This window comes from Salmonella sp. 741265073_HBA (genome assembly GCF_046569105.1).
Taxonomy (GTDB): Bacteria; Pseudomonadota; Gammaproteobacteria; order Enterobacterales; family Enterobacteriaceae; genus Salmonella; species Salmonella enterica.
In genome coordinates this window covers 32,984-57,604 of record NZ_JBKFRY010000002.1, presented here as the reverse complement: position 1 = coordinate 57,604, position 24,621 = coordinate 32,984, and the positions used below count along the sequence as shown (strand labels likewise).

Annotated in this window: 24 protein-coding genes and 4 pseudogenes; 4 read left to right on the top strand and 24 right to left on the bottom strand. The window is 48.7% G+C overall.

Annotation, left to right across the window (positions count from 1 at the left end; translation table 11 throughout):
* Positions 1-13 precede the first annotated feature (13 nt).
* From ACLD3P_RS02825 to pagN, 3 genes are all read left to right on the top strand, one after another.
* Positions 14-781 (top strand): amidohydrolase, encoded by a 768-nt coding sequence (locus ACLD3P_RS02825; protein ID WP_000015789.1) that lies wholly within the window; start codon positions 14-16, stop codon positions 779-781.
* 309 nt (positions 782-1,090) lie between these two features.
* A complete protein-coding gene (locus ACLD3P_RS02820) occupies positions 1,091-1,498 on the top strand; it encodes a Spy/CpxP family protein refolding chaperone (RefSeq protein WP_001642720.1) in 408 nt (135 codons plus the stop codon).
* Between the two features lie 330 nt (positions 1,499-1,828).
* A complete protein-coding gene (gene pagN / locus ACLD3P_RS02815; RefSeq protein WP_411006309.1) occupies positions 1,829-2,548 on the top strand; it encodes an adhesin/invasin protein PagN in 720 nt (239 codons plus the stop codon).
* A 3-nt stretch (positions 2,549-2,551) separates the two neighbouring features.
* On the opposite strand, the gene ACLD3P_RS02810 is transcribed toward pagN, so the two are convergent.
* The 10 genes and pseudogenes from ACLD3P_RS02810 to ACLD3P_RS02765 form a co-directional block, all read right to left on the bottom strand.
* Complete coding sequence (locus ACLD3P_RS02810) at positions 2,552-2,767, bottom strand: hypothetical protein (RefSeq protein ID WP_001575654.1); 216 nt, start codon at positions 2,765-2,767, stop codon at positions 2,552-2,554.
* Between the two features lie 119 nt (positions 2,768-2,886).
* Positions 2,887-3,834: a LysR family transcriptional regulator gene (locus ACLD3P_RS02805; protein ID WP_411006308.1), complete on the bottom strand. Its 948-nt coding sequence runs from the start codon at positions 3,832-3,834 to the stop codon at positions 2,887-2,889.
* A 496-nt stretch (positions 3,835-4,330) separates the two neighbouring features.
* A pseudogene (locus ACLD3P_RS02800) lies at positions 4,331-4,568 on the bottom strand (PerC family transcriptional regulator); the annotation flags it as partial.
* Positions 4,569-4,650: 82 nt separating this feature from the next.
* On the bottom strand, positions 4,651-5,472 hold the full coding sequence (locus ACLD3P_RS02795) for a polysaccharide deacetylase family protein (RefSeq protein ID WP_000119391.1): 822 nt from the start codon (positions 5,470-5,472) through the stop codon (positions 4,651-4,653).
* A gap of 409 nt (positions 5,473-5,881) precedes the next feature.
* Entirely contained in the window at positions 5,882-6,352 is a 471-nt protein-coding gene (gene afaD, locus ACLD3P_RS02790; RefSeq protein WP_023197141.1) for an AfaD family invasin, read from the bottom strand.
* Positions 6,353-6,373: 21 nt separating this feature from the next.
* Positions 6,374-8,884: a fimbrial biogenesis outer membrane usher protein gene (locus ACLD3P_RS02785; protein WP_411006307.1), complete on the bottom strand. Its 2,511-nt coding sequence runs from the start codon at positions 8,882-8,884 to the stop codon at positions 6,374-6,376.
* A gap of 23 nt (positions 8,885-8,907) precedes the next feature.
* Positions 8,908-9,645 (bottom strand): pili assembly chaperone SafB, encoded by a 738-nt coding sequence (safB, locus tag ACLD3P_RS02780; RefSeq protein WP_001537407.1) that lies wholly within the window; start codon positions 9,643-9,645, stop codon positions 8,908-8,910.
* Positions 9,646-9,728: 83 nt separating this feature from the next.
* Positions 9,729-10,226 carry a pilus assembly protein gene (locus tag ACLD3P_RS02775; RefSeq protein ID WP_411006306.1) on the bottom strand — a complete coding sequence of 166 codons (498 nt, stop codon included), beginning with the start codon at positions 10,224-10,226 and terminating at the stop codon, positions 9,729-9,731.
* Between the two features lie 765 nt (positions 10,227-10,991).
* Positions 10,992-11,561 (bottom strand): annotated as a pseudogene (locus tag ACLD3P_RS02770) (integrase core domain-containing protein); the annotation flags it as partial.
* Positions 11,495-11,653 (bottom strand): transposase, encoded by a 159-nt coding sequence (locus ACLD3P_RS02765; protein WP_371045440.1) that lies wholly within the window; start codon positions 11,651-11,653, stop codon positions 11,495-11,497. The gene ACLD3P_RS02765 and the pseudogene ACLD3P_RS02770, both read right to left, overlap by 67 nt.
* 74 nt (positions 11,654-11,727) lie before the next feature.
* Between ACLD3P_RS02765 and ACLD3P_RS02760 the strand changes: the two genes are divergently transcribed.
* Positions 11,728-11,982 (top strand): SymE family type I addiction module toxin, encoded by a 255-nt coding sequence (locus ACLD3P_RS02760; protein WP_253777003.1) that lies wholly within the window; start codon positions 11,728-11,730, stop codon positions 11,980-11,982.
* Positions 11,983-12,037: 55 nt separating this feature from the next.
* On the opposite strand, the gene ACLD3P_RS02755 is transcribed toward ACLD3P_RS02760, so the two are convergent.
* The 14 genes and pseudogenes from ACLD3P_RS02755 to ACLD3P_RS02690 form a co-directional block, all read right to left on the bottom strand.
* Positions 12,038-12,520 (bottom strand): Imm26 family immunity protein, encoded by a 483-nt coding sequence (locus ACLD3P_RS02755; RefSeq protein ID WP_131046277.1) that lies wholly within the window; start codon positions 12,518-12,520, stop codon positions 12,038-12,040.
* 517 nt (positions 12,521-13,037) lie between these two features.
* Complete coding sequence (gene sciX / locus ACLD3P_RS02750) at positions 13,038-13,484, bottom strand: protein SciX (RefSeq protein ID WP_000935097.1); 447 nt, start codon at positions 13,482-13,484, stop codon at positions 13,038-13,040.
* Complete coding sequence (locus ACLD3P_RS02745; protein WP_411006305.1) at positions 13,478-17,557, bottom strand: polymorphic toxin type 47 domain-containing protein; 4,080 nt, start codon at positions 17,555-17,557, stop codon at positions 13,478-13,480. Before ACLD3P_RS02745 ends, sciX begins: the two co-directional genes overlap by 7 nt.
* A gap of 18 nt (positions 17,558-17,575) precedes the next feature.
* On the bottom strand, positions 17,576-18,022 hold the full coding sequence (locus ACLD3P_RS02740; RefSeq protein ID WP_000375831.1) for a DcrB-related protein: 447 nt from the start codon (positions 18,020-18,022) through the stop codon (positions 17,576-17,578).
* A 23-nt stretch (positions 18,023-18,045) separates the two neighbouring features.
* Positions 18,046-20,250, bottom strand: a complete 2,205-nt coding sequence (locus ACLD3P_RS02735) for a type VI secretion system Vgr family protein (RefSeq protein WP_350410462.1) — start codon at positions 20,248-20,250, stop codon at positions 18,046-18,048.
* Between the two features lie 534 nt (positions 20,251-20,784).
* Positions 20,785-20,919: a hypothetical protein gene (locus tag ACLD3P_RS02730; RefSeq protein ID WP_001518591.1), complete on the bottom strand. Its 135-nt coding sequence runs from the start codon at positions 20,917-20,919 to the stop codon at positions 20,785-20,787.
* Between the two features lie 35 nt (positions 20,920-20,954).
* A pseudogene (locus ACLD3P_RS02725) lies at positions 20,955-21,081 on the bottom strand (hypothetical protein); the annotation flags it as partial.
* 201 nt (positions 21,082-21,282) lie between these two features.
* Positions 21,283-21,717 carry a hypothetical protein gene (locus tag ACLD3P_RS02720; protein WP_219561097.1) on the bottom strand — a complete coding sequence of 145 codons (435 nt, stop codon included), beginning with the start codon at positions 21,715-21,717 and terminating at the stop codon, positions 21,283-21,285.
* Positions 21,714-22,445 carry a hypothetical protein gene (locus ACLD3P_RS02715; RefSeq protein WP_000040883.1) on the bottom strand — a complete coding sequence of 244 codons (732 nt, stop codon included), beginning with the start codon at positions 22,443-22,445 and terminating at the stop codon, positions 21,714-21,716. Before ACLD3P_RS02715 ends, ACLD3P_RS02720 begins: the two co-directional genes overlap by 4 nt.
* Before the next feature lie 49 nt (positions 22,446-22,494).
* A pseudogene (locus ACLD3P_RS02710) lies at positions 22,495-22,623 on the bottom strand (cytoplasmic protein); the annotation flags it as partial.
* An 8-nt stretch (positions 22,624-22,631) separates the two neighbouring features.
* Positions 22,632-23,093, bottom strand: a complete 462-nt coding sequence (locus tag ACLD3P_RS02705) for a hypothetical protein (RefSeq protein WP_076934799.1) — start codon at positions 23,091-23,093, stop codon at positions 22,632-22,634.
* Positions 23,078-23,548, bottom strand: a complete 471-nt coding sequence (locus tag ACLD3P_RS02700) for a glucosaminidase domain-containing protein (protein ID WP_411006639.1) — start codon at positions 23,546-23,548, stop codon at positions 23,078-23,080. Before ACLD3P_RS02700 ends, ACLD3P_RS02705 begins: the two co-directional genes overlap by 16 nt.
* 103 nt (positions 23,549-23,651) lie before the next feature.
* Positions 23,652-24,125, bottom strand: coding sequence for a hypothetical protein (locus ACLD3P_RS02695; RefSeq protein ID WP_316970531.1), 474 nt, complete (start codon positions 24,123-24,125; stop codon positions 23,652-23,654).
* Entirely contained in the window at positions 24,110-24,580 is a 471-nt protein-coding gene (locus ACLD3P_RS02690) for a glucosaminidase domain-containing protein (protein ID WP_000528839.1), read from the bottom strand. Before ACLD3P_RS02690 ends, ACLD3P_RS02695 begins: the two co-directional genes overlap by 16 nt.
* Positions 24,581-24,621 lie beyond the last annotated feature (41 nt).

Here is a 24,621-nt window from a genome sequence, read left to right as displayed (position 1 = left end):
AGGAGCTCCGATCGTGTCTGGTTTGAAAATTACTCTGTTGCAACAACCTTTAGTCTGGATGGACGGCCCGGCAAACCTGCGTCATTTTGACAGACAGCTAGAGCTCGTATCTGGCCGGGATGTGATTGTTCTGCCTGAAATGTTTACCACCGGCTTCGCGATGGAGGCCGCTAATAACTCACTTTCGCAAGATAGCGTGATTACGTGGATGCAGGCCAAAGCCCGACAAACTGACGCTCTGATTGCCGGCAGCGCGGCGCTACAAACTGAGCGCGGCGCCGTAAATCGCTTCTTACTGGTTGAACCGGAAGGCAAAGTTCATCTCTATGATAAGCGCCATCTGTTTCGTATGGCGGATGAACATCAGCATTATGCCGCAGGCGATAAACGCATCATCGTGCAGTGGCGCGGTTGGCGCATCCTGCCGTTGATCTGTTACGATCTGCGCTTTCCGATATGGTCGCGCAACCGCAATGATTACGATCTGGCGCTGTATGTAGCGAACTGGCCCGCGCCGCGCTCGCTACACTGGCAAACATTACTGACGGCGCGCGCTATTGAAAATCAGGCTTATGTCGCAGGCTGCAACCGGGTTGGCACCGATGGCAATGGGTTACATTATCGCGGCGATAGCCGGATCATTAATCCCCAGGGCGACATTATTGCCACCGCCGAACCACACCAGGCGACACGTATTGATGCCGATCTTTCTCTCGTCGCCTTGCAGGACTATCGCGAAAAATTTCCAGCCTGGCGCGATGCCGATCCATTCACCTTGTAAGCAACCTGCCGCTCACCGCGGCGGGATTGTTTCACTCCGTAACTCTCCGTAAAACAAATTCGCGTGGCGTAATGTGGCAGGCAACGTATTCTGACTAAGAGCCTATCCCATTAGGGCTATTTTACTTGCCATTTTGGACCTGGGCAGTGCTCAAAATCCTCACGTACTACGTGTACGCTCCGGTTTTTGCGCGCTGTCCGTGTCCAAACTGGCTGCGCCAATAACGCCTACTGGGATAGGCTCTAAGATAATTGCTCGCCATTCGTGGGTAATAAAAACGGTTAATCACTCCCTTATCAGGATATCTTCATGAAAAACTTTGTACGCACAACTTTACTGGCAGCGACTCTGGCGGGCGTTTCTTTTGGCGCTTTCGCCACCGCTGTTCCCAATCCTCCTCTGCCCGCCCAGGATCCTATTGTCCAGCATCTGAAGCTGACAAACGATCAGATTACCCGGATCAAAAAACTTCACCAACAACTGGAAAGCGACGTCAGTCAGATTTCTATGAAGGGGATTAAAGACGGTGCGCTGATAGAGGTGATTAAATCCGGTAAATGGGATGACGCCGCCGTAAAACAGCAGCTTGCAGCCTTCAGTAACATAGAACAACAGGCTCGCTATTATCGGGTTAAATATTATTTTGATTTAAGCAAAGTCTTAACACCAGAACAGCGTCAACAGGTACAACAAGATCTCGCCCAGGCACTTGAGTAAATATTTTTGCCCGTTATTTCTGGATAACGGGCTTTATCCAGGACAGGTACAAATTCATCTTCATCTTTTTCTTACAGCATCGCTCTATCTAACACTACCCGTTACATAACGTAGAAGTGAAACCGTACGTGGGGCAATTTGGCGAGGAGATGGATTTCCATACCGACGATTATCGTATTGTTATTTAAAATTTTCATCTCATTTTTTACCCGCTTACAGAAAACCCAGCGTTACAATAGACCGTTTTTTGGGCTTCGTTTATGTAATCGTTATATCACACCCTATACCGTGAAACTTGTCTTTTAGCCCAATATTAAGGCAGGTTCTGAAATGAAAAACTTTTTCGCAGTCTGCATCATTCCCCTTGTGGTAGCCTGGTCCGCTACTGCATCAGCAAAAGAAGGGATCTATATCACCGGGAAAGCGGGGACATCCGTAGTCAATGTCTATGGAGTCAACTCAACCTTCAGCCAGGATGAGATAGTCAATGGTCATGCAACGTTACCTGACCGTACCAAAGGCGTTTTTGGCGGCGGGGTTGCTATCGGTTATGACTTTTATGATCCATTCCAGCTTCCAGTACGTTTAGAACTGGATACCACTTTCAGAGGTGAGACGGATGCTAAAGGCGGGCAGGATATTATTGCATTTGGTCAGCCAGTACACATAAATGTAAAAAATCAGGTCCGAATGACCACTTACATGGTTAATGGCTATTATGATTTTCACAATAGTACGGCATTTACACCCTATATCAGCGCAGGCGTTGGCCTCGCTCATGTGAAGCTAAGTAATAACACCATTCCTGTTGGTTTTGGTATTAATGAAACTCTGTCTGCTTCAAAAAATAACTTTGCCTGGGGCGCAGGTATCGGTGCAAAATATGCTGTAACAGATAATATTATGATTGACGCCAGTTATAAATACATTAATGCAGGCAAAGTAAGCATTTCAAAAAATCACTATGCTGGTGATGAACATACCGCTTATGATGCAGACACAAAGGCTGCCTCCAATGACTTCATGCTCGGCATTACTTACGCCTTTTAAAGGCTATCGGTAAAATAGCTGGTCCTGTGGGTTCCCGAAGGCGCAATGGAGGATATCAGTAATGAATACTCCTGCGCCTTCAGAAAATCGTTGAACAGGTGCAACCTGGCGCCATTTTTCAGTACACTGCAACGTTTCTGGTATGGGCTTAACTTCCGGCTGCCCAAAAACAGCCCCGTCCTGTTTCCGGGTATTATCATTTCCGTCAGTCGGCATCATGTTTTGTATTGGGCATCGTCAAAAGACGACTGGCTGACCAGTCGCATATCTCGATGCCTCAATTCAGTCATCATCATGTGGGTTTAAGTCAGGAACGTGTCAAAACCATTCCAAACGGGTTAATCATCATTCAGAAAATCAATTTGTGGGCGATTATTCCATTTATCTTCAATAAAAGACAGAAAGCGTTGAAATAAAGGAGAATAATACTGACGATGACGCCATACAAGATAAATGGGGAGGTCTGGAACCCTCCATTCAGGAAGTATAATTTCAAGTTCATTATTTTTTAAGTATTTGGTGGCAAGCCAGGCCGGAGTCATGAGGTTGATACCCTTTCCTTCTAAAACCAAATTAAGAACACTCAAAAGATTATTGGAAGATAAATGAACATTAACAGCGCCACTAATAGTGTATGATTCATCTTGACGGAAAAGAGTAAGAGGTCCGGAAAGACCATGGTTGTGAAGACCCACAATAATGTGATTTTCCAAATCGCCAGGATGTGAGATCCTGCCATATTTTCTAATATATTTCGGACTCGCACAAAGAACCAACTTTAAAGGGCTTATCTTTCGATACACGAGATCCTCACTTTCGATTATGCCACTTTTAAAAACCAGCTCATCAAACTCCAGGGATTTACTAAAAAAATCGCTACGCTCTCGTGAATCCAGGTAGATTTTTGTATCCGGATAGCTAGCTGTAAATTCCCATATCCACTTATTGGCAAGAAACTCACAGACAATAGCCGGAGCCGAAAATTTTATACTCCCTCTGATAATTTTATCCGGATTTCGCAATTCATCCAGCAAGGACTGAAAGGAAGATGTTATCCTTTTCATGCTTGCATAGGCTGCCTGACCAGCTCCAGTCAGTTCTAAGTGATGTGAATCGCGCCGAAGTAAAGTAACCTCAATAGAATTCTCAAGGCGGCTAAGCGATTTACTGACAGCAGAAATGCTAATATCTAATTCCCGTGCAGCCCGGGAAAGATTCCCTACTTCCGCCACTTTAATAAATATCATCCAGTCTCGCATACCACGATTATTGATCAGTTCCATCATTATCTTCCGTTGATAAAAGAAATTCTTATATTAAAGGAGCTATCAACGACTTACTGATGCGTCATTGTGTGCCTCAATGTCCTTGATATCATCTTAATAAAAAATCTATTGGCTGCAAAATAGCATCTGAATCGATCATGATTTTGCATCCATCTCCGGTTACTAATTGAACCTGTTTACCACTCAGTGTAAATACCCTATCTCGGAAGTGATCGTCAAGGTTGTCGCCGAACCAGATACCAATAATAAAGTGGTTCATTGTCATGCGCCCGTTCTGCAAAGGCATTGTCCTTTTCTGTGACGCAGTCTGGAACGCATTAATTGTATCGTTCACCTAACAAAGTATCCCGTGGAAACAAGCAAAACATCGCCAGATTATTCTTACTTGAGTCCCCCCCACCCGGTTCGACATTATTTGTGAAAGTGGAGGAAACAGAACAGACGGTTTAAATAAGACGCTTACTCAAAACATAAACCTATGTGCAGGCTCCTCTCATTTCGTCACGTCGCTGATATCCAGCTTTACTGGTGCCAGGGGAAGATATCTGCGCAAGGCAATAATTCCGGCGCAACAACAACCACTCCCGCTGGGCCTCTGTACATTCAAAATCTCCCATGACCAAAAGCCAGCGGGTAGAAGCCCTGCGCCAGTGACCTGCTGCCTCCAGATTCTGCGCAACCGGGTCTATCACGGCCTCCGGTGTTATCTTATTTCTGCTCAAAATCAGCACCATCATTTGGGATATTGCCTACAACCCCTGCCCGCCGATGATGGGGGAGGATTCGGTATGCAGCACTTTCATCCTGGTCTCCGGCTCAGTCAGCTATCCGACGTGCCCCCTTATGCCGGGCCAGCAGCGAAGAAAATCCGGGCGTGGTGTGATAAAACAGACGACGTTTCAGCCAGCCCACATTCTTTCGCTCCTTTGTGTTGATACGACCAATACGCTGTGAACCGATGACTGGATTGTTCATACGCCTTTCTGTGGTATACAGGTATGTGAACCCCAACTCTTCAGCCACATGAATATAATCAGAACAATACCAGCCCTCAGGCCAGCACAGATGCTGACTGCAGTAACCCAGCATCTCCCTCATCCGCTTACGACTAAGAAGAATATCGACACGAAGCAAATCCGACGGATTACGGGACACAGGCTTCTGGTCCCAGCGTCGGTGGGTGTGCGTGTGCGAGTGAAACTCAACAAGGCCACTAAGGTGCATCTCCCGGACCTCTGACCAGCGCAGCATGACCTCATCAGCCCGGCCTTGTTTAACCAGCATCTGACACTCATCATGAGAGTACACCGGTTCGCCTGCAGGAATACGGACCGGTCCGTCACTGATCAAACTGGTCACAAGAAAGAGATGCGCATGCAGATTAAACTCCTGCAGCACCGGAAAAACCTGCAACCAGTTATCCAGCCAGCCGCCATCAAAGGTCAGCATGACGCTTTTACGAGGCAATCTTGCACCATGATAAAAAGCTTCCACCTCTGCAGCGGTAACGGTTTTCCAGCCAGATTCAGCCAGCCATTTCATCTGCGCCCGGAACGTACGGGGAGATAAGGTTATCTGTCCGGGTTTATCACTGACATGGTGATACATTAATACCGGTAAATGTCGTGCATAAGACATATGCTTTATTCCTTTATGTAAAAAACAAATTATTTTTACGCCTGAGGGGACAAGAAAAAGCCCCCTAAACATAAAATCTTAAATATCACATATGAATACCTGACAGATAAACAAACCTTATACCAGGGGCTTATAAAGCCCCGCTCACAAAAGAGTGAATCAAACAAACCCACAAAACAGAAAATAATAAAGGCATCAGTGTCCGTTAAATTATTTTACGAAACATAATATTCCTCTCCCTACAAAAAGAATGATGAATTTCAGATTTTAAAATCAATCAGCAATTGATTTTTCTGCAATGAAGATTGCTAACCATATTTGCCTTGAGTAAATTTTCAATACATCCTCGAGCCTGATATACAGTATTCGCCTTATTCACTTATACAGGAAGTATGAGTGGAACAGATGTCTACGTATTCTCCTGCGCCAATGCACAGGCCTTAAAATCCAGCGTCCAGGTGTCCGCAGGCACTTCCTGATTACCATCAACGACCACACTGAAACTGGCGTTATCTGCAGCGGTTCTTAAAATGGCGCCACGACCACTCACCGTATCTGGTTGCCACCCCTCGCCCTCCAGGCGAACCTGAATGTGATGGCGAGGATCCTGTTGCCCGCTCAGCAGCAATACGGTAGGCGTGTTACCCGCCTTTTGCTCATCGCTCCATACCCGAAACCCGCTGTGACTGCCGTGATAAGTCACCCAGCCTTGCGCAAGCACCATCCCATCTGGCACGTGCCCAGCCCGAAAGTAAGTCCCTACACGTAGCGTTGTCTGAAGTTTTTCTGCGGCGTTCGCTATCGGCATCAAGCTACTGGCAGCGACCAGTATGGTTACGCTATAGATAACCGTTTTCACTCGCTGTATTTTCATCCACATTATTCTCTCCTTCAGAATCGGCTATCTGCAGAGACCGCTCATTTGATACAAGCCCGCGATTCCCTTGTGGGCAGGTAGCTGGTAGTTAACCCGACATTGCTGTGCTCCCCATTTCACCGTCAGTTCGCCCTTATCCGCCAGACCAGTGAGATAAACCTGGCTATCAGTATCCACCAGAGCAGCACTGCCATCCTGCCCATTGACTGTAACCTGCGCCCCGAAAGGAATGGCGCTACCATCTTCCCGTTTCAGCGTCATCAGTGCCCTGGCCCCGATGCGAGTGTGAAACTTCGCTTCCACCACCGCCCCTTCGGTTGGCACCACGCGCACATCGGTTTGTGTGACCTCTGCGTCATCCGGTAGTCGCGACGGATCGAGGCTGACTGTATTCTCCTGATAGACGTTCAGGTTGCCCACTGTGGTGTCGCCACGAAAATCCGTCTTAACGCCAGGCCAGCCGCCAACTGGCACCCCCGAGGCCCCTGGCGCTTCAACCAGCGCCACTGAGCCTTGCAAAGGTTGCCCCAGCGTCACACCATGATGGTGGATAACTATACCTCCCGCGATATTGGCTCCCATCTGGCGCATCGCCCGGCTGTAGCTATAGTCACCACCTAACAGGCCGTAATCCCCATTCCATGCCAAGTGCAATGCGCTGTTATTACCACCACCTGGCGGGGCATCGGCACGGTAACTCTGACGCACCTCCCAATCCAGTTGCTGACTGAATGCCTCTCCGTTGACCCCCACTTGTTGCGTCTGACCACCGTGTGATGGTGAAGTCATCTGCCAACTAGCACTTACATTATTCCCCGTCCAGCGGCTTAATGGCATACTGAACCACAGGCTGGTTATGTTCTCTTTACGGTGAGCGCCATTGCGCCACAGCGTTCTGTTTTGATTCCAGTTCAATGACAGCGAGCCCCCTCCGATAGAGGTTCCCCAACTCAGTCCGTAGCTGTCATCATGACCGGGGCGATTACGCCAGTCGGTACGGGAACCGGTTAAACTCAGATTGCCCAAATGCCTCCCCCATGACTGACTCAACATCAGGGTAGTACGCGAGCTCGGCTGCAAATTTTCCCGCCACGACCATAGACGGTTGCCATCATGTCGATAACTGTCGAGCACATCGGATAGGGTGTTATAGCCCTGCGAGGCATATTGCCATCTCGTCAGAAACAAATTTGTCCCCGTCGCAGTCAGCTGGTTGCTGTAACGCAGTCGCCAGGAGGCTCCTTGCTGTACCGCTTCCCCCTGACGCTGACTGTGTGTGTCGCTTCCATCGACAGATAAACTCCCCCACCGCCCGAGAGATCCCCCCAAACCAAGCGATGCAGCTTGACAGTGCGTTGCACTCTGTATACCGCCATATGCAGTGAGATTCCACGGCAGACCATACATCAACGTAGCCTGCGCGATCTGCGCCTTATCCGTTGCAGAGTCTGACGATCGGTATCGGCCCGCCAACAGGCTGTACTTCAAATATCCCTGGTGCAGTGCTATCGCCGGGGTCTGATACGGCACCACAAACATTTGTGTACTGCCATCGGCCTCCCACACGGTGACATGCAGATCACCACTACTGTCTGTTATCGACAGATCCCGCAGTGCAAACGGTCCGGGCGCCACGGTGGTGTTGTAAATGGTGTAACCATTCTGTTTGACCTCCACCCGAGCCTGCGTGCGGGCAATCCCACGCACTACCGGAGCAAACTGCCGCTCACTGTAGGGCACCATGTTGTCATCCGATGCCAACATCACACCGGTAAATGGCACACTATCAAATATCTCCCCCTGCGAAGTCTTTTGCCCCAGAGTCAGACGACTTTTTAGTGAGTACAGTCCACGCTCAGCATAGGTATATGCTGCCTGCCACTTCCCCGACTGTTGACCACTCCGCTGCCAGCTGGTCGCATTGCGGACACGCCACGCACCTATATTGATTCCCGGTTGCAGTTGTACCCAGGAAGAGTTGTCACGCCTCTCCATATCCATTTTGTAATCCGTCTGCGTTGTCCTCGCACTGTAGTTCATCAGAAACGCCGGAATACCATCATCCCAGAGATCTTCAGGAGCGATCCCCTTAAATTTCGTACGCAACGCCACCTGAGGAATACTCAGTTGCAGTTGCTGATTATTGATATCCAGTACCGCTTTAGCCTGTGGAATGGCGCTCAGATCCGCACACTCATCTGGGGTCTTTGCTGCTTTCCACAACTGAGGGTAATCTTCCGTTTTTACGCCGTAGCGTGAAAGCTGACTGACCGTCAAACAAGGAGCCAGAAAAGGCGTTCCTTGCCCATCCTTTTCCAATTTGAACACCACATCACGGGTGTCGACACGTTTACCATTCACCATCACGTCCACGCGATAAGTCCCTGGCTGTTGTCCCCCCTGGTTAAAGAGCGACATATCAACCCCTTTCGCTGCATCGCCCAACATTGATGCATCGAATGTGTAAGCGTGCGCATTTGCGCAATGAACCACTCCCGCGATGAACAGTAGCAAGGCAGGTTGTTTGAACTTCATTTTCTGCCGCTAATTCCTTGAACTTATTTAAAAACGTAGTGGAACGGATGACTTTCACCACCTAAGTCTGTAATAATTTTCCACTCGACATCACCACGAGTGCCCCCTGGCATATTTAGTGTTTTGTCAGCAAAGGGGGGGATATACTCAAGCCCTGTAATGGGCTTTCCCCCTACTGTGACAGAGGCTAAATTCATGTAAAACGGGGTGGGGTTCTCTACCTTAAGTTTGTTGCCCGTCTCCACCCATCTTAAATTTCCTGCAACATCTTCCGGCGTCCCCTTCACGGCATCCGGGCGGAAAATCAGCTTGTCACAGGTGCTGATGGACAAATTGAGGTCAAGGGTCGCGCCCTTAGCCTGTGTATCCGACGGTTCATTTTCGGGTGGTACCGCCTTTATACAGACCCACTGTAAAGTTTCACGATCCGTTGGCATGTCACCACCAGTACGGATAATACGCAGTTGACTCTGCTGGTTCGCTTCTAAACGAAATAGAGGCGGCATCACCATAAAGGGGGCTGGCGAATTTTTGTCTTCTGCTTTGACTGAAGACTGAACCAAAATAGGGTAATCCTGCGGGTTGCTCACCGAGAGCGTCGCGCCGGGTGTACCAGCGTGATAAATCACACGTGTAGCTCCCAGCTTCACGCTGAATGATTTAGTGGCTGAATTTAATTGCTGCCTGGCGGCATATACTGAAACCATAGAATTAGAGGCGAACAAAGCTACCGCCATTAAAACAAAATTAATTGTTTTCATATCAAAAATTGTAAAAGAAAAATGAAAAATTTGATGTGTATTACGCCTTAAACAAGGCGCAATACACTAATAGTTGTTTACTATTAAGGCTGATATCCCACTACGTCTATAGTCACTGGGTACGTATCAGGTGAGACATTCTGCTCCCCCATCATAGTAATATAAAGTGGGTCATTGGTACCAAAGATGAACCACTCTCTCCCATTCCACGTTTGCTTGCCCAGACTATTGGACACACTCTTAGGTGATAAGCCCACAGTGATTGAGTTGCCACTATTTTTACCAATTATTTTCCATACACTGCCAGCATTGTCCATTAGCTCGCCAGAAACCCCCCTGGCCCCGAAATTTTGAACAGAAGTAGAATCAACTGTAAGCTTCGCAATAGCCGTATTTGTAGGCACATCCCCAGCCATTAAGCCCGGCACTTGATCCAACGATACGGTTAAATCTTCGGGAGCGGCAAAGCTAATATTCGCTGATTTCTCTTGCACTGTGTTCGGCAAAAATGAGCCAGCATAACAACTAGCAGCCATCATGCTCAACGCACTTGCGATAATCAATTTTTTTATGCTTTTCATTTGAATAACCACCTTTTTTTTTAACCAAATTAAAATAATCCAGCACATCCAGAATACATAACACCATACCAAATCTTACCGTATGGAAAAATCCGTGGCTGGTAATAACAGCTTGTGCTTATTGGTATTTGTTACCAATTCAAATAAGTAATGTTATAAAAATCTATATATCAGAGCACCTCTTAATCTGAAAAAAATTGCGTTATTGCCAATATAAACAGTGTTGATGTTAACATCGTGTTGTCAGGGTGGAATAGAATACTAGTCAAAAAGCAATTATACCTTCCATTTACATTCAAGTGATAACATTACAATGACACCCACCACACTGGGTGTGGGAAACTTATCTTCGAAGAGAGGATAATTATCAGGCATCGTTGCAACATTGTTTATATTTAAACATACATCTCCTAACTCGACGGTAAGATTATTAGTTAACTTTTCCTCGCAGGGAAGATCTTTAATGGAAAATCTTGTTTTCCGAAACGGAAAAGCAATTATAACGCTCCAACGAGAGTCTCAACACTAAGAGCTGACTGACACAGGCCAGACTGATTATACAGGCATGAAAAAGCTCTCCCCTTCCTTTCAGTTCTTGCTGGATTATGCAAACGTCGCACCACCTCCCCGTGAACATGGCACATTAATTTGAAGCAACTCTCATCCGGTATCGCTTTTCAGTGCAGCGAAATTCATCGCAGGTGCCCCTGTAAATAGACCCGTTTTAGTTCCATGCATTTTTAAGATTCCGGCCAGATAATGTTGTTAGCGGTATTCCTTCGGTATCATATTGTTCCGCGATTCATATGGACGTTCGCAGTTATATTCTGATAACCCTTATCCGTAATTTCCCGCACCTCATTCAACGTTCTGAACAGATAAGAATTGAGTATTTCTGTACGGTATGTCCGGTTAAAACGCTCGATGAAAACGTTTTTCTTCGGCTTACCCGGCTGGATAAACGCCAGCTTTACTACATGTTTCTTTGCCCATTCAGCCAGTACCAGCGAGATAAATTCCGGTTCCTTATCCATACGCAGCATGGCCGGATAACCGCGGTTGCTGTAATCCTGTCGAGTACACGGACCACTCGCAGAGCTGGCAGATTCAGATCGATTTCTATCGACAACGCTTCACGATTACAGTCATCAACAACATTGAACGTGCGAAAACGACGCCCACAGACCAGCTCTGGTTCAGCGCTTCCGGCGTGACCAGTGGCGAGGGATTGCGTACCGGCAGCCGTTGTTTACCCTTACGGCGAAAATTCAGCTTGAGCAGACAGTAAATACGGTGGAGCCTTTTGTGATTCCACGCGTATCCCTGCCGCCGTATCCAGACTTCCAGTTGTCCCTGGTGGCTTCAGAAATACCGGCCTCCCGGTAGACATCTTTAACAGTCCGTCCGGATTCAGCCGATTTAATCACAGCGATGATCTGGTGCGCAGTAATACGGGCTTTACGCACAGCGATCTCCTGCGTTGGCAGATTGATTATGCCGGATGATCTCTAAATGTGAATGGATGCCGCAGGCGGGGTTTATTAACGGGATGCCCGTCAAGGTGCGGGTAATGAGGGATTGCATCGTGATCACCCCGCAGCATACCCGCGAACTCTTTGGCTGTATTGAAGGGATGAGCGTGACTTTTATTAATCAAAAGAAGGTGAAAGCGTGGCTGAAAACCTTTCCGGGGGCGCTGAACGATACCGGAGATATTCCGGTGATTAAGCGGAGCAGGCTCGAAGGCGGGATTTGATGGGGGTTAAATAATAAAAGCTGGGAAGATTTGAGGATCTGTCCCGGCTTTATCTTCAGATATTATTTAATAGCTTTTTAATATCAAAATCACCATATGGACTTAACTTAGGATATTTTAGAGATTCCTCTTTAGATATGGAAATTTCATTACCAAACACATCAACTCTTTTACATGAATTTTCAAGACCGTATGTAACATATACATTTTCAACATCTATAGGGGAAAAGTTACTCTGATGACCAATAACTCTCCAGTCACCATCTTTGTATACCTTTTTATCAAACAAGCCATAAGTATCAATTACAATGGGCGAATAAATTCTTTTTACCTCATTAATCTTTTGTTCTGCAATTTCTGGAGCGGCTGACATATAATCAAATAACTCAGCAACATGTCCAGTTATTATTTTAGATATTATCCTACCAAAACAATATCTATCTTCATCTAATCTAAAGCAAAATATGTCTCCGGGCTTCACAAAACGCAGCATTGTTCTCGGCTTCTTATCCCAGCCCCAAAATTTGTAATCACTCATCCGCATTTTCCTCCACCGGAACCACCTTTTTACTATTATAAGCATCTTTAAATGCCTGTGCCCTGGGATCGGTTCGCCCATGATCAAATGAATTATATTTATTCCCTCGGTTTGTTGAGGAAATTTCTTCGCCTATAGTTCCAGTTCTGGTTTTATATTTCTCTATATAATATTGCTCGTAACCTCTGACTTTCCATTAGATTACATTTTCATCAAGTGGCAGCATCCTTCCATTTTCTTTTGATAACCTGCCAGTGCTTTAATGCTCGGCCCTTCGTCGATCCATATCATTAGTAATACCAATGTAATAAGGTTTATTTGCTCCAGGAGCAAATAAACCATAAACACTATAACCTGTCGCATCAACTGGATTCAGGTCTAGCGGATCTATCCAGGTTAATGGGTTATGCTATCTTCCCGACCTCAGAGTTGCTGTTTCCCCTGCCAGACAATCGTGCCATCTTCGGCTAGTAACGCCTAAATACAGGCAACTATATCGCTAAAGAGCACTCACGCTTTATTTAATGGTTGAACATACAATCAAATCACCATGATCATTTTCACATATAAGCCAAGATAGTTCATGATCTGCAACATAATATTCAAAATATCTGCAATTTTCTATAATTTCAGGCAGGGAGTTAAGAGGAACGTTATATACATATATTTGCTCATTATCTTCATCAGCAATCAAAAATATATGTTTGTTGATTACATTGCTTTCATTGAGTTGTTTGCTTACTATTTGTGATATGTTTTTATATCCAGAATTATCGGTATAAGAAAAGACATATTGTCTATGTTTTAATGATAACCACCAGGTTCTAGGATTACCATTAACATATATCTCTTTTATCTCAGAAACGATTTGTTCGGGTTTATCGACACGATAGTCATGAATACCGAGATTTTTAATCGCATTCTCCAGTTCGATTCTAAGTTCAGACATATTTGAATTTAACATTTATCATCTCCCTTAGAGTCAGAGCGATGCGGATGTTGTGGGCCATCATAAGTAATATTACCTCTATTAGCTCCTCCGGAACCTCTTTTTCCTGCGGATTGCCAACCAACATGTGGTTTATCATGCCCTGCTGTCACATCCATATCTGCATGAGGTGCATCATAAGCAACTTTAGCCCCATTTGGACCTTTAAACTCAACAACAGTACCAGTTTTGGGATCGACTTTCGAGAAAGTGACATCCTCAGGGTTTGTCATACCCGCATTTTCAAATCCGGTTCTCCTTGCCGCATCAAAATTAGATTGATGCTCCAGGATAGCAAGTCCTAAAGGATCGATCCATCTAATCGGATTCGGCGCATACTGATAAAGGTTTAACCCGCCCCTTAACCCAATCGGATCCTGACTGACGAACCTGCCACACTCCGGTGCATAATATCTGAACAGATTGTAATGCAGCCCTGTCTCGTCGTCAAAATACTGCCCCGGCAGCCGCAGCGGCTGGTGAAAGTACGCCCCGCTGTTGCTGATGTCCGCCGCATTTTCTCCAAACCCCCTGATATACCCCGCCCACACCAGCGTTCCGTCCGCCGCCGTCACCTCCTGCGGCGTGCCCGTCACATCCGTGTGGTAATACCACACCTGCCTGCTTTCTCCCTTTCCCGTCACGCTCGCCACCGGCGTGTACGGCTGTTCCGCATCGTACAGATATGTCCGCCAGCCCTGCTGCTGCACGTTCTCCTGCAACAGCCTGAACCCCTCCCACACAAAGTCCGTCCGGCTCCGCGCCGTATGGCCCGTGTGCCGCCCGTACGTCGCCTTGCGGATTCGCCTCCCCAGCGCATCGTAGCCGTAGTGCGTCTCCGTGTTGCCGCTGATGACCCGCGTCAGCTGCCCCTGCGCGTTCCACTCCAGTTGCTGGTCGCGCCGCGTGGTCAGCTCGCCCCACTCGTTATAACCGTAACGGTCACGACCACAGCCCGGCAGCCGGTTGCTCATCACCGGACCCTGCCCTTCGTTATCCAGCAGGTTGCCCGCCTTATCGTAATAATAACGGTCATGGTCATACATCTGACCTGAGCGCCCGGTCAGGTAACCGCTTCTGTCATAGCTGTACACCACGCTGCCACGCAGGCTGTCGTCAATCGTGCCCACCTCGCCGTGGTTGTTCCAGTAATAGTCCCTCGACGTCACGCAGCCCTGCCGCGCCGGGCGCTGGCCGGGAAGAACAGGGGCACTGCCGGGCGCCAGGCTGCGCTGCCAGCTCAGCAGCCCGTCGTCGTCATAGCCGCTGTACGTCGCAAGCTGCCCCTGCGTGCGCATTATCTGACGGTGCAGGCTGTCGCGCTCATACTCGCTCACCGTCAGGCCGTCCAGCGCCGTCTGTAACAGATGCCCGCTCCCGTAATACAGATGCGTCAGGTGCTGCCCGTCCGGCAGCGTGATGTCCGTCGGGTTGCCCAGCGCGTCGCGCTGATAACGTATGCTGCCGTTCCCCGCGTGCTCCGCCGTCAGCCAGCCGCTGCGGTCATACTCAAAACGCACCGTGTCGGCCTGCATCCGGTGCTGCTGTTGCCCCGCCTCCGTGGGCGTGAGAGTCACTGCCGTTATCTGGTCCAGCCGGTTGTAGCTGAACGTCCGCTGGCCGTGTTCATTCTCCGTCCGTAACAGACGGCCCAGCGCATCCCGCTGCTGCGTCTCCCGCCGCACGCCGCCCTGCGTGCCCGTGGTCTGTATCGCCGTCAGATAACCGCTGTCGTCCAGGATAAAAGTACGGCTCAGTCCGTCCGGGCGCACCTCACGCACCAGCCTGCCGTCCGCATCGTGACTGAACCGGTACTGCGCCCCGTTGCCGTTGGTCAGCGCTGCCACCCGGCCTTCCGGCGTGTACTGCCAGCGCGTCTCGCGCTTCTCCTCATCCGTGTGCGCCGCCAGCAGACCGCGCGGCGTATACCGCCAGCTCTCCACGCTCCCCGTGATGCGCCGGTGGCTGCTCATCAGCCCCAGCGCATTCCAGGTATACCTGTCCTGCTGTTTCCCCGGTGAGTTCACCGTCTCCGGCAACCCAAGTCGGTTGTAGCTGATGCGTACCACCTTCCCTTCCGCGTCCGTCACCCGCGTCAGGTTGCCGTCCTCATCGTGGTCATATCCTGTGCTGCGCCCTGAACAGTCGGTGTACCGCGTCATCTGCCCCCGGCTGTCGAACGCCGTCACCACCGTGCCGCCCGCCGCATCCGTCCGGCTGCACATCTGCCCCTGTTCATCGTAAGCGTACTGCGTCACCCGCCCTTCCGGGTCCGTCTCCTGCACTGGCTGGCCGTGGGCGTTGTACTGCGTTTTCCAGACAGCGTCATCGTCCAGCGCCGTGCGCGTGATTTCGTCGAACTCGCCGTTCCACTGCGTCTGCGTCACCCGGCCTTCCGGATCTGTCGTCTTCACCACCCGGTTCTGGATGTCATATTCATACGCCACCGTGCGACCGCCGGGCAGCTCAATGTTGACAGGGAAGTGGTCTTCGTTGTACGTGAAGCGGTACATTCCACCGCCCGGCGTCCGGTGCGCGGTGATATACGTTTCCCTGTCGTACCACCACTGCCATGTCTCCCCCTGCCTGCCGGTGACGGTGGTGGTGCCTGCGGCAAAATCATAGTCAAAGCGGTAATGTTCGCCGTCACTGGTGTCGTGCTCCGTCACGCGCGGCGCGCCGTCGAGTTCCTGCCAGCGGTAGCGGCAGGTGAACCCCGCCGCATTGCTGTGCGCCGTCATCAGCCCGTTTTCATAAGCAAACTGACGCACCTGCGTTCCCGCCCGGTTCACCACGCCGGTCAGTTGACCGTTATCGTCATACCGGTACTCCACCAGATTGCCACGGGTGCCGCCCTGCACCAGTTCAATTCGCGACAGCCGCTCCCCTGCCGGGGTCTGTGTGCGGTGCAGTAACAGGTGATGCCCGCTGCTGGAGGCTATCCGTACCAGTCTGCCTCCTTCGTGCCCGAAGACAATGCGCTGGCGGTGCGGCGTCTCCATAAACAGCAGGTATGCCATGCCGTCACTGTCAAAATCACCAAATACGTAATAGCTGCGATCGGTGTAATGCAGCACGTAACGCCCGTCATGCAGGCGGCTGAGGTATAACTGTTCTTCCGGGTCAAATATCTGGTGGCCGGGCGTCAGCATTGTTTTCGGGTAACGCAGCTCCCGCCCCTGTACGCCGGTCAGCGTGATGTGTTCATCGTCCTCGCGCAGGCTGGTTTCCCAGTTCAGCCGCCAGCCCCGTCCCAACAGTCCCACGGTTTCCAGGTGGCTGGCGTAAAAACGCGAGCAGGTGACCGGCAGGCGACCGGGCAGGGTGACGTCCGTTTCCGGCAGCAGGATTTTCTGCCCGGTGGTCACATCCACCGGATTGCTGAACAGCCCGCTGATAGCCTCACTCACGGCCATCCCGGTAAGCTCCCCGCCGATAAACTTAGCGGCACATTTAGTGCCAAATTTCGTCCCCAGCTTTGCCGCCTGCCGCCACGCCCCGGCCAGCCCACCGAGCAGACTCGCCACGACAAACAATACATCCACCACCTTGCGCAGCCAGTCCGGAATTTCAGAACTGATTTCCAGTACCGTCTGTGTGCCGCCGCCGAGAAACACATTCGGCGAACCGTCTTCAATCACCGCATCGCATTCGGTGTGGTCATCCTTACGGGCGGCAGGCTGGCTGTTGATGTAGATATTTTCCGACCCCTGGGCGATGCGTTTTTCTGCGATATGGTTATCGCATTTCACCGTACTCAGTACCGCGCGCGCCGCCGGGCGACTGTTGGTGCTGACATTCTCCGAACCGGTGAGGATTTTTCCTGCCGTGTGGTGGATGGAGCGCCCGATGGCCTCGCCCAGTTGCAATACCCCGGAGGCTATTTGATCGGCCATAAAACCCAGAATCAGCCCGGCAAGAATACCGCAGCTAAATAAGGCAAAGGCGGCAATCGCGATAATGGCGATGCCGATGATAGCGCCGATAAGAAATCCGGCGAGCGCACTGGTGTGGTAGATAGGATCATCCACACGGGCTGCTTCATACATGGTCACACCTCCGTGTGATTATTCGTTTTTATCCGGCTGAAAGCCTGCCAGCCAGGTGTTCCAGAGTAGGTCTGCTTTATCATCAAAAGGACGGGGACTGGTCAGGGTGAAGACCAGTACCTTGCCAGGGGTTGCAATAAACCCGGCCTGACGCTGGTACACTTCCGTTTTCCCGGATTTATGGGTGGCGGCAATTTGTTCCCCCATCAGGGCATCATTGCCCGTTCCTGCCTGTGCAGGCGCTCGCAACAATACCCGGTGCTGACCGAGATTTTTTTTCATCAGCGCAATCTGGCGGTCAATATAGGCGGGCAGGTCTTCATCAGGTTTTAGCGTATCGCGGGAAATATTCAGGCTGGGCGATGTTCGTTCATTGCCCTCCAGGATAAAAATATTGACGCTGCGATCCGTAAATGTTTCAGGCAGGACAAAACACCCTTCCTGTATGCGGTATGGTCGATCCATGAGAACTCCAGGTTTAATTCAGATCATTCAGAGGTGGGAAGGGGGGCAATATCATCGGCGGTTACGGCTGTGCCGCCATCCGGGTTCATATCAATACCTTTACCAATCAGTTGCATGACATCGCTGGTATGTAACATCAGTTGCTTGCCACAAAACTCAATGGAGCCGTCCTTATGTAAAACAAGCGCCGCATTGCCGCAGCGAAGCGTGAATTGATCGCCAACATCTAAACGATAAGTGGTGCCGATATTGATCGTCTGCGCCAGTTTTACGGAAAGGCCGTCATTCTTCGTTACCGTGGTGTTTCTGTCCTCACCAATACTGTTGGTTTCATTTTTAATAATGGTTTTAGTGCGATCCACCATTACCGTATGTGTTTCATTATTCTTCACCGTGGTGTTGAGATCTTTTTCCGCGTGGAACTTCACTTCCTCCGCGCCGGTTTTGTCGTCAAAACGCAGCATGTTGCCGTTCGTTGGCCCGCCATACAGCGAGTGGCTGAAGATCCCGCTCTGCGACGCCATTCCCGGCAGTCCCCACGGCGGCATGGTGTCCTGGTTGTAGGTACGCCCCACGATGATCGGCAGATCCGGATCGCCGTTTTTGAAATCCACCAGCACTTCCTGGCCGATACGCGGGATCTGGATCATCCCGAAGCCTTTGCCCGCCCATGGGTAGCTGACGCGTATCCAGCAGGAGCTGTTTTCATCCATTTTGCCGTAGCGATCCCAGCCAAACTGTACCTTTACCCGCCCGTACTGATCCGTCCAGATTTCCTGCCCCGACGGGCCGGTGACGATGGCGCTCTGCGGCCCTTTGGTGTGGGGTTTGCTGATGGTTCGCTGCGGGCGGTACACCTCGCGGGTGGGGTGCAGTTCAAACGTGGTGACATAGGTAAAATGCTGGTTTTGCCCGCTGTGCTGCGCATTGTCCCGTAAAAACAGCGTGGTCTGTACCAGCAGGTACTCCTGGTTGACCTCTGCCGTCGGATGATTCATCAACGTAAAGGTGTAGCCAGTCATGAGGGTGCGGATATTCCCAGCCCCGCCAGCCCGGCTGCCGGGGCTGCGCTGCGCTTCCATACGAATGCGCGTCAGCATCTCGCCTTCACTCTTGTCGAAGTAGTCTCCCGGCCACTCATAATGCTCGTAGGTGGCATGACCGGTTTCACGCGGGTTTGCCACTGTGTTTGCCAGCAATGAACGTGGCTTCGTAAAATCGAAATCATCCAGCACCCACTGGCCAGTCCGCAGGCTCTCGTTTGCCGTGATAGTGTGGATAAACTCCTTGTCCAGCTTCAGCCCTTCCTGGTGCCACTCGACCAGCGGCGAGTCCGGACATGCTTTGTGGGCGCTGATGGCATCCGCCAGCACCAGTGTGTGACTGTCCTCGCTGTGCTCAAACCACCAGTAGATGCCCCACTCCTGCATCAGTCGCTGAAGAAAATCAAAATCAGTTTCACCGTACTGCACCTGCCAGGTGCGTACCGGGTAGCTTTCCACCAGCCGCTTTTCCACCGGGTAGGGGTATTCCGCCAGCACTTCATCCAGAATATCCACCACGGTTTTATTCTGGAATGCTTTGTAGTCGCTGGTGTGGGTCAGCAGTTTTACCCACGGCTCCATACGCAGCTCATAGGTAACCGAACGCCCTTCATGGCCCACCACCCGCGCTGCCGTGACCAGCCCGCTGATATGTCGTTTACCGCCACCATCCAGTTCGATATTGACGCACAGATCTTTGCCCACCATGGCTTTGAGCGGCAGGTTGGCTGCGGGGGAGACATAGCCCAGATTCAGGGTGTCGGGCGTTTTTAGCTGTACAATGTAGGTAAACAGGCTGCCAAGTTTCTCCGAACCATTTATACCGGCAAAAAGCAGCATCTGCGGCGGCACAGCGCTGCCGCTGACCGTGACGTTATGCGCTCCCGGCCCGCCGGCAGCAAGCGACGCCGCCGCATCCTGGGCGGCACTAACTATATCCGATATCCCTGCCGCCGCTGCGGCGGCCTGCGCTGCGGTTACTGCCGCTTTCACCAGCCCTGACGGCTCCGGCAGCGCACCAAACAGCTCCGCCGCTGCCTGTTCTGCCATCTGTTCGGCTGCCTCAGCAACACCGGTTGCGACTGAACCTGTGCTCATATCGCCACTTTCGCCAGTTATTGGCGGCGTGGTGATGACGGGTCCACCATTTCCAGCTGATTTATTACCCGTAGATACAAAACTCATGATATTTACTCCTTAAATATCGGATTAAAATACAGAACCAGGTGGCCAGAAAACATAAGATATAACTATCACTCTCCGTCTTTGTAATGAAGTCAGCATGTCAGTTTTAGATCATCTTTCAGGTGCCAGAACATTTCTTTAATGGGAATATTTTTATATTCAGGATGTTTTGAAGGATAAATCTGCTCTATTCCCCTGTAGTAAATACCAACAAATTTATGTCGGGGTTTTATAAATCAATGCTCAGGATGACCATATTCACCCACAAGAATGTTTTCACTGCCGTCTGTTTTCACCTCATTCCCGTTGTCGTAACATTCAAAATTTAGAGGTAATTAAGAAGTGTACGCAATACATATCGATGCCATACTCCACACCATAAAAAATAACAAAATTGCACCTCATCACTTCAAACCCGAAAAAAAAGTGGCATATCCAGCCTGATGTCGTCATAAGTATCATATGCCCACCGAATAGCCTCATCACGAAGATTGTCCATATTCACCTTCGTATATTGCTATATTTGTTTCCACTCTACACATTTAGCGTCATATTTTTTATCCCCAGACGCAGCGCATCACATACCGTCCCTTGTTGTTCTGCTGCCAGTAGCATCCTAGCCACAGTAACGCGCGCCAGCGTCTTACCTGGCCGGGTCGACCACGGCAAATTATTTATCCTGTTTTCGTCCTTCCTTATGCCGCCCCGTCCAGTTCAATGCTGACACACAGGTCTTTACTCACCATAGATTTGAGTGGCAAGTTCGCGGCGGAGGAGATACGGTCGAGATTCAGATTGTCCGGGAGTTTTTAGCTGTACGGTATAAGTAAATTACTGAGCACTACCGGCAACAGAACCTGCTGTAGTTCCAATGTTTTCACCGGTTATCGGCGGCGTGATTGTCGTCAACCCCCATACCGGATTTATTGTTCCTTTAATGCTAAATTTAAGCGCAGCATCCGGCAACCGAGAAATCCCCCCCGCTGAAACAGATATATTTAAAAATGAGAGCCCCCCCATTTTTACAGTAAACTAGAATACAGCGCCGGGTGGCCAAAAAATATAGGAGAACACTCGCCACTGCTCGTCCTTATAATGAAACCAACATGTCAAGTTCAAATCATCATGGAGATGCCAGAACATTTCTTTAATCAGTACATTGCTAAATCTGGGGTCCGTTGACCTATAGGTTTTTTCCAGCCCAATATAATACTCCCCAACAAACATATAGCGAGGTTTGACAAACTCATGTTCAGGCCTGCCATATTTTTCAACAAAAGAAGCATCAACCCCTCCGTTTTGTATATTATTTTTTTCATAATATTGAGTTACCTGATCATCTTTTTTTGTTACATTTACCAGATCATATTTCATACCATTTATCGCAGTGACAGAGGGTTGAGGGTGGGGATTAAACATTACGCCATGCATCAGAAAATGAATGAGCAGAATACATGTTTGTATCATTTACCTACACTCAAAACTGTAAAGTAAGTATCAGGAATTATTACATTCAGAAATGTGTTAACATGTTCCAGGTAACGACTTCGAAGCTCCATTCCAATATTCATTAATGCGGCAGCATCCGATCTATATGCCGTTGTTGCTTTACCTGATTTATCCAGAGCATACTCATCGTCATGATAACCAATCATATGTCCAATTTCATGAGGTACGTTTATCTGGTTAGAGCAAACTGTCTGGGCTGGATCAAGACATTTCCGCACTGCGACCACATCCTCGGAATCAATATGGAGGATACGAGAACCCCAGATAACATAAGTCCTTACATCATCCCCTGGTCTCACTTTCAATGCAGTCACATCCCAGTGCTCGCCATGATTGACAGGGATCATCTGTATATCAAATGGCAGAGGCTTCCCCTGAAACTTCCTGGCGAAATCTGAACTTCCTGAAACAGAAAAAAATATTTTACCATTCCATTCGGAACAAACTGTCGTATAAACATTAATGATAAACAATGATTTTTCTATAAACGTCCAGTCGTCCTTCACATCGCTATTTTTAACCCATGTATATTTACATTTTAACAATAATGAAATAGCTCCCGTTTCACTATTTATGACAAATTCACCTCTATCACCATAATCGTTTTTGATAAACTCCCCGTCTATCTTTGTTCTAGAAAAATATTCAGCCAATGGGCTATGAGGGTCAAACTGTAACTTACTCATTCGATTTCCTTAGGGATCCCCGAAGCATATCGCATTGATGCCATACCTTTTATCTTCGGACATCACCTGAATTATCAACTTCCGTGATGAGCCGCTGCGCATCCATATACCGCCCTTCACTGTTCTGCTGCCAGAACCAGCCTTGCCCTGGCAGGTAACGTATGCCCGGTAGATCCAACTATCCCACTATTCATCTGTACAGCCCAGCCCCCGGCGCTGTACCACTTCACTGGCAAATGTCGCGCCAGTTTTTTTCATTATTTCTTGTTGTATTTTTTGCAACTGCGGAAATATAACTCTCTCACATTTATTTATTTCCCATATATCACCAGTTTGAGAACTTACTGAAAACAGCCCCCAATAATCTATTGCTCCGGCAGTCGGTGTATCATAGCCAAGGCTAAAATCATAATATCCCGGATGGGGAGGATTTCCGTGTTTATCCTGCAAATCACCGTCAACAAAAACGCCATCCAGCGATAAATCATATTTTTGATATTTAAGTGCAATAATGAGTAGTTTTTCTGCCTGTGCTTTCGTCATTCCACCGCGATTTATATCTGACAAATTAAATTCAGATACAACCACTTGGGCATAACAGAACTCAGACATAAATAGAAAAAAAACAAGCATTATTTTACGGGGCATGCTATTCTCCGGCCGACCATAATAATTATTCCAGCAGTTATCCTGGCGTAATTATCCGTACCACCAGTAATATGAGATCCTGAATTAAACCCAGCAGCTACCAGTGCTTCAGAGAAGGCCAGAGCATCTTTTTTCCCCCGAACAGCGTCACCATACTTGACAGCAAAAGATCGCGCACAAACTGAAAACGAAGAAAAAATAGCCACCCAAATTTTGTTACTATCCTTTGGATGAACCCGACCTGACTGAAATGATGCAGGAGCCTGGAGAGAAAAGTAATTATTATATTCCCTGGCAATACGACCTGTACCATATTGACTTTCGGCAGCAGCAAGGCCCAGTATATTCTCTACCGGTACGTCAAGCTCTTTTGCAATTATCTCACAAACCTTCATGTGCTCCTGGACAAATCTTACCGCGCCCACGTTATTACACGCTTTATCATAAGCACCCATTTCTTCATTCCTTAGCAGATGTTTTTAAAACCACCATGTCCATTATTTCTCCGCCAGCCTTGCCCTGGCAGGTAACGTATGCCCGGTAGATCCAACTATCCCACTATTCATCTGTACAGCCCAGCCCCCGGCGCTGTACCACTTCACTGGCAAATGTCGCGCCAGTTTTTTTCATTATTTCTTGTTGTATTTTTTGTAGCGCCGGAAATGATATTCTCTCACATGCATATTCTTCCCAGATATCTCCTGTTTTCGGACTGACGGAGAATAATCCCCAGATATCCGTAGCACCGGCAGAAGGAGAGTCATAGCCCACACCAAAGCTATAATATCCAGAATGAAATGGTTTACCCTGATCATTTTTTAAGGCCTCGTCCATAAAAACGCCAGGCAATGTAATATTATATTTTTCATTTTTTAATGATAAAACCAATAATGCCTGAGCCTGTGTCTCGGTAAGCCCTTCCTGATTTAATTTAGTCAAATCAAACACCGGGATATTTGATACAAGAACTTGGGCATAACTGCTCACGGATAAAATAGTAAACAAAAGCAATGACACTATTTTACTGAACATGCCATTCTCCGCTTAACCATACCAATCATAGCCACCAGTTCACTGGCGTATCCGGTATGCCCTCCATTACTACTTTTACCTGAATTAAATCGTGACTCAATCAATGCTTGTGCAAATTGTTTAGGGTCCTTTATCTTTCTGACTGCACTACCAAACCTGATGGCGAATGATTTCGCGCAATTTAAAAAAGACGTATAGGTGGCAACCCACACGTCGTGACTTCCCTGAGGATGAACTTTACTCAACTGCAATGGTGCCGGACCATGCATTGAAAAAAAATTATTATATTCAGTTGCAATCCTTCCCTGCCCATAACGACTTTCCTTTGCTGCAACCGCCAGTATAAATTCCACTGGCACTTCAAGTTGATTAGCGATTATCTCACAATCATTCTTATATTTTTGAATAAACCTTACCGCCTCTGTGTTATTACACGCTTTATCATAATTACCCATTTCTTCATTCCTTAGCAGATGTTTTTAAAACCACCATGTCC

What these genes read in the sequence shown, in the direction of transcription:
- ACLD3P_RS02820 (WP_001642720.1), top strand. Translation starts at nt 1,091, where the DNA reads ATGAAAAACTTTGTACGCACAACTTTACTGGCAGCGACTCTGGCGGGC.
- pagN (WP_411006309.1), top strand. Translation starts at nt 1,829, where the DNA reads ATGAAAAACTTTTTCGCAGTCTGCATCATTCCCCTTGTGGTAGCCTGG.
- ACLD3P_RS02810 (WP_001575654.1), bottom strand. Translation starts at nt 2,767, where the DNA reads ATGATGCCGACTGACGGAAATGATAATACCCGGAAACAGGACGGGGCT.
- ACLD3P_RS02805 (WP_411006308.1), bottom strand. Translation starts at nt 3,834, where the DNA reads ATGATGGAACTGATCAATAATCGTGGTATGCGAGACTGGATGATATTT.
- ACLD3P_RS02795 (WP_000119391.1), bottom strand. Translation starts at nt 5,472, where the DNA reads ATGTCTTATGCACGACATTTACCGGTATTAATGTATCACCATGTCAGT.
- afaD (WP_023197141.1), bottom strand. Translation starts at nt 6,352, where the DNA reads ATGTGGATGAAAATACAGCGAGTGAAAACGGTTATCTATAGCGTAACC.
- ACLD3P_RS02785 (WP_411006307.1), bottom strand. Translation starts at nt 8,884, where the DNA reads ATGAAGTTCAAACAACCTGCCTTGCTACTGTTCATCGCGGGAGTGGTT.
- safB (WP_001537407.1), bottom strand. Translation starts at nt 9,645, where the DNA reads ATGAAAACAATTAATTTTGTTTTAATGGCGGTAGCTTTGTTCGCCTCT.
- ACLD3P_RS02775 (WP_411006306.1), bottom strand. Translation starts at nt 10,226, where the DNA reads ATGAAAAGCATAAAAAAATTGATTATCGCAAGTGCGTTGAGCATGATG.
- ACLD3P_RS02760 (WP_253777003.1), top strand. Translation starts at nt 11,728, where the DNA reads ATGATCTCTAAATGTGAATGGATGCCGCAGGCGGGGTTTATTAACGGG.
- ACLD3P_RS02755 (WP_131046277.1), bottom strand. Translation starts at nt 12,520, where the DNA reads ATGAGTGATTACAAATTTTGGGGCTGGGATAAGAAGCCGAGAACAATG.
- sciX (WP_000935097.1), bottom strand. Translation starts at nt 13,484, where the DNA reads ATGTTAAATTCAAATATGTCTGAACTTAGAATCGAACTGGAGAATGCG.
- ACLD3P_RS02745 (WP_411006305.1), bottom strand. Translation starts at nt 17,557, where the DNA reads ATGTATGAAGCAGCCCGTGTGGATGATCCTATCTACCACACCAGTGCG.
- ACLD3P_RS02740 (WP_000375831.1), bottom strand. Translation starts at nt 18,022, where the DNA reads ATGGATCGACCATACCGCATACAGGAAGGGTGTTTTGTCCTGCCTGAA.
- ACLD3P_RS02735 (WP_350410462.1), bottom strand. Translation starts at nt 20,250, where the DNA reads ATGAGTTTTGTATCTACGGGTAATAAATCAGCTGGAAATGGTGGACCC.
- ACLD3P_RS02720 (WP_219561097.1), bottom strand. Translation starts at nt 21,717, where the DNA reads ATGATACAAACATGTATTCTGCTCATTCATTTTCTGATGCATGGCGTA.
- ACLD3P_RS02715 (WP_000040883.1), bottom strand. Translation starts at nt 22,445, where the DNA reads ATGAGTAAGTTACAGTTTGACCCTCATAGCCCATTGGCTGAATATTTT.
- ACLD3P_RS02705 (WP_076934799.1), bottom strand. Translation starts at nt 23,093, where the DNA reads ATGCCCCGTAAAATAATGCTTGTTTTTTTTCTATTTATGTCTGAGTTC.
- ACLD3P_RS02700 (WP_411006639.1), bottom strand. Translation starts at nt 23,548, where the DNA reads ATGGGTGCTTATGATAAAGCGTGTAATAACGTGGGCGCGGTAAGATTT.
- ACLD3P_RS02695 (WP_316970531.1), bottom strand. Translation starts at nt 24,125, where the DNA reads ATGTTCAGTAAAATAGTGTCATTGCTTTTGTTTACTATTTTATCCGTG.
- ACLD3P_RS02690 (WP_000528839.1), bottom strand. Translation starts at nt 24,580, where the DNA reads ATGGGTAATTATGATAAAGCGTGTAATAACACAGAGGCGGTAAGGTTT.